The sequence below is a fragment of the Microcoleus sp. Z1_B2 genome (assembly GCF_036700325.1).
In the GTDB taxonomy this organism is placed as follows: Bacteria; Cyanobacteriota; Cyanobacteriia; order Cyanobacteriales; family Microcoleaceae; genus Microcoleus.
The window spans coordinates 31,984-36,109 of the sequence record NZ_JAUBOQ010000029.1; the positions used below are offsets into that span (position 1 = coordinate 31,984).

Below are 4,126 nucleotides of genomic sequence, written 5' to 3' on the forward strand. Positions count from 1 at the left end.
GGCGGAGGAAAAGAGGACACCGCACCGTGCCCATAGGTGTCAACCAACACGTTAAACCCGCCTACCCGACAGTCCTCGCGCCTACCCGACAGTCCGGCAAGGGTTGAAACCCCTGCCTCAAAGCAAAAGTCCTCTCAAAGAGGACTAATGAGTTCTTCAGTCCTCTTTCAGAGGACTTTCGCTATAAGCCCCGTGGAATTCATTCCCTGGCGGACTGCCGGGTAAGCGAGAAGACTGGCGGAGGAAAGAGGACACCGCACCGTGCTCTTTCCCTACCGCAAAATCCTCAATTTTCATGCACGAAATATGTAACTACCCCCCCTATTATTTGTAGGGAAACGGCACTGCAGTCTCCTCTACTTTCCCCTGCAAACGTGGGATCTACTTCCTGTCCCCACCTTATTAAGGGGGGTTAGGGGGGATCTCCGGGTGATGCCGCAAAGGTGCGATAGGCCGCTAATGCTGCTTGTTTCACGGCTTCGGGGACAATCGGAAAAGTAGTCAAAATATACGCAAATTCGGCTTCCGTTAATCCGTAAAGGTGGGCGATGATGCCGTCTAATTCCGCTCGCAATTGAGCGCGTTCTGTTTCATCGGTAACGCCTTCTCGGTGGGAGTTTAAGCCGACTTCTTGGGCTAATTCGTCAAATTCTGGGGCGGTGCAGATGAGTTTGGCGGCGCGCTGTACGATGTCGGTGAAGTATTTGTCACCTGATGTTAATCGCGGGACAGGTGTCTGGTAAATAAAGAACATAGTTAAATTTGACGATACTTTTTGACGCAATGTAAAGTCAAAACACAAGCTATTTAAAGCTGCACAAATAAAGAGCATATATTTGTTATTTTTAATAGGAGAGGAAATATTGAGAGAATGACCACAGACAACATTTTTAGGCAGTATTGTACCAATAAGGCTACGAGCATTTGTACTGCTAGCAATTGCACGATATGCAAAACGGTAACACTGATAATCTAACTTTTGACCATTATCTACGCCATTCCTTCCCAATAAAGCTTTTCTCGCTTCCGCTTCATCCACCCAATACCTCGGTTCAGCGTAGAGATGAGTAAACTGATGAATCATTTTCCCTTCATAAAGTGGCAGTTTCCCTTTCCCTGGTTCTTGCTTGAATAAATGACTGTCATTAGTCATGTGAAATTCCGCAGTTAACCGCAGATTCCATTTCCCCTCAATCTGTTCGCCCAGCAAAGGGAATTGCAGCATTTTCTCAGCAATCCGAATATCTCCCTCATTTTTAAACTCCATCACCGACAGAGAGTCAGGAGATAAGCGACGAATCAAGTTAACAGAAATCTCAATACATTCATCTTGATTATTCAGAAAAGTATCGAGTTTGTCCACCCGAATCGCTTCTCGCGGATTGATGCGGAAAGCAGCTTGAAATGACTCTGTACTTTTACCTTTCTCAAAAGTGAGCAAGCAAAACTTGAAGCGATGATCCACTCCTTCAAAAATAAACCTTTCATTGGACAAACCAAACAGCGCATCAATCTCAGTCTCAACAAATAACATTTCCCGCAGTTGCTTAGTTCCCAAATCAGTATAAACTCCAGAAGGAATGATGATGCCGCACTCGCCATTTGGGCGTAAGAGGTTAAAACATTGCTCTAGAAAAAGCTTGTAGAAGTTAATATCAGTACCAGACTTTTTGCCGTTGACAATTGAAATCTGATTTTTGTACTGTTCTGCTGAACGGTAGTAAGCGCTAACATGAGGAAATTCACTCAAATATTTTAACCAAGTTTCAGCAATCTCAGGATTTTGCAGAATTTTATTTTGCTCTTTTTCAAAAGTTTTGATATCCATCTTGCTTTTTTTGGCTAGTTCGTTATGCTGCACAAAAAACTCTCTAGCATTTGGCTTAAAAATTTCCCAAGGCGGATTAGTAATAATCGCATCAAAACCGCCCCGTTGATGCAAAATCTCATCAAACTCATAGCCCCAGTGAAAAGGCTTCAAAGCTTCTATATCAGCGAGAGTCAGGGTACGCTTAATCGGCTTACCGCTAATCTGTGCTTGTTCAAACTTAATTTTTAACTGCTTGAAATCTTCCAACAAAATCTTATTAATATTTTCGATAGCCGGCGCTTTCTTTTCGGCAATTTCATCTCGTAAACTCTGCAAGTTTTGGCTATAGGTAGTCGCATGACGGTAAATAGAAATCAGACGGTTTTTCTCCTCCAATACTTGTCTGTATGTCTTGTGAAAAAAATTTAACTGAGTTCCACTTCCTTCATATTCTGCGTCATCTACCCGCAGTAATCCAATTAAGGAATTGCCCGCCATGATGTTAAAATCAATATTCGGCAAGGGTTCCAAGTCGTTGACATTCTGCGCCGCCGAAACTAAGGCTAAAAACAGTCGCAATTTGGCAATTTCCACTGCTTCCGGCATGATATCCACGCCGTAGAGGTTGTCGCTAATAATCCGTTTTTTGATATAGTAGTTGAGTGATGAATGCTCTTTTTCGATGTCTTTTAGGTAGTCATTGAGGTAACGATCATTTAAAAACTTGCTTGTACCGATGACTGTTGAATAGATGTAAATCAGCGTTTTCATCGCTGCGACTAAAAACGCGCCGGAACCGCAGGCTGGGTCTAATAATGTTAGGTTTGGGAGGATTTCTGTTAGCAGGCTGCGGCAGAGATTGGCGTCGAGATTGGTGAGGAGTTCGGTGATTGTTTCAAAGTGGGGAGAAGAACCCCCCCGGCCCCCCTTGCTAAGGGGGGAGAAAGAGTTGGATGCGTTGTCTTGTTGATGAAGAGATCCCCCCCGGCCCCCCTTAGTAAGGGGGGAGAAAGAGTTGGAGGAAGAGAGATTATTAACTCTATCGAGAATTAGTTTGTTGATTGTGCGATCGCACAAATATTCAGTAATCTCCGGCCTGGTATAATAAGCGCCAAAGGCTTTTTGGTTAATGTATTTCTCAAAGATGTATCCCAAAACCGCCGGATTAATTTCGTTTTCCTTCCCGCCCACTGTATCGTCAAGATTCCAAGAATAGGCGGCAAATAAATTAAATATTTTCTCAAAAGCAGCATCGGGTATAGCGATATTCGGATAATTTTGTTCGATGGGATGTTCGAGAAACAGTCCCCCATTCAAATATTTAACATCGCCGATTAATTCTTTAACGCCTTCCTCCCGCAAATCCAGAGGTTTAGCAAATCCCTCAAAAAACAGTGTTTTCAAGAATTGCGAATAAAATAAATCCGTTCCCCGCTGCTTGCTTTCGGCTAACTTTTCCTGCAAATACATCAATTTTTGATTGTCGATAAATCCTTTGCGCTGCAAAAAATAAACAAACATCAAGCGGTTGAGTAAAACCGAAGTATACCAGCGCCTATCTGTTTCTTTGTCAATGCCGCGAATCACACTTAAAAATTCAACGTGTTGCTGTTTAAACTCTTCAAAAAACTTTTTAGTTACTCGTTCGACATCCAAGCCAGCCTGCAATCTTTGGGCGACATCAATCACCGAAAGCGTTTCTAATTCTTCTAAATCAACCTTTAAAGCTGTCACTTTACTCAGTAGCAAATCGCAAGGTTCCCGTTTCACGTATACATGATCGCGGGGATAAAGCTTTGTACCTTCGCGCTTTACCCAATACCAGAGACATTTGGTGCGATTTTTGTCAATAAAAATCAATAGATTTTCGGCAGAAATTTGGACAATTTCGCGATAAATTGTCAGTCTTTCGGCGCTGTTGGGGATATTTCCGCTATCGGCGATAATTTCATATACAACTACTCCGTTAAGTTGGGCGATGGCTTTTCGGGAATAAGTCTCGCCTTCTATTTCTAAAGATACGGTTTTGTGGGAAGATGGATTATCCCAACCGAGTTTTTGGACGAATAATTTGTTGAATTCAAAGTCTTGGAGAAGTTCGCGGGATTCTTTAAGTGTTTGTGGCATGGTTATATATGAAGGAATAAGGGAGAACTCTAGTAGGGACACGGCATCGTGCCCAAGGCGTGTCAACTTAACGTTAAACCGAGAGTCAGATAGTCCGACAGTCCGACAGTCCGACAGTCCGACAGGGAATGAATTCCCTGTCTCAAAGCGAAAGTCCTCGCTATGAGGACTGAGAAGAAAAATTTTCAA

At 43.0% G+C, this 4,126-nt stretch carries 1 protein-coding gene; it reads right to left on the reverse strand.

Annotated elements, in window-relative coordinates; translation table 11 throughout:
• Positions 1 to 412 precede the first annotated feature (412 nt).
• Positions 413 to 3,937, reverse strand: coding sequence for an Eco57I restriction-modification methylase domain-containing protein (locus tag QT984_RS18015; protein ID WP_333374575.1), 3,525 nt, complete (start codon positions 3,935 to 3,937; stop codon positions 413 to 415).
• Positions 3,938 to 4,126: the final 189 nt, after the last annotated feature.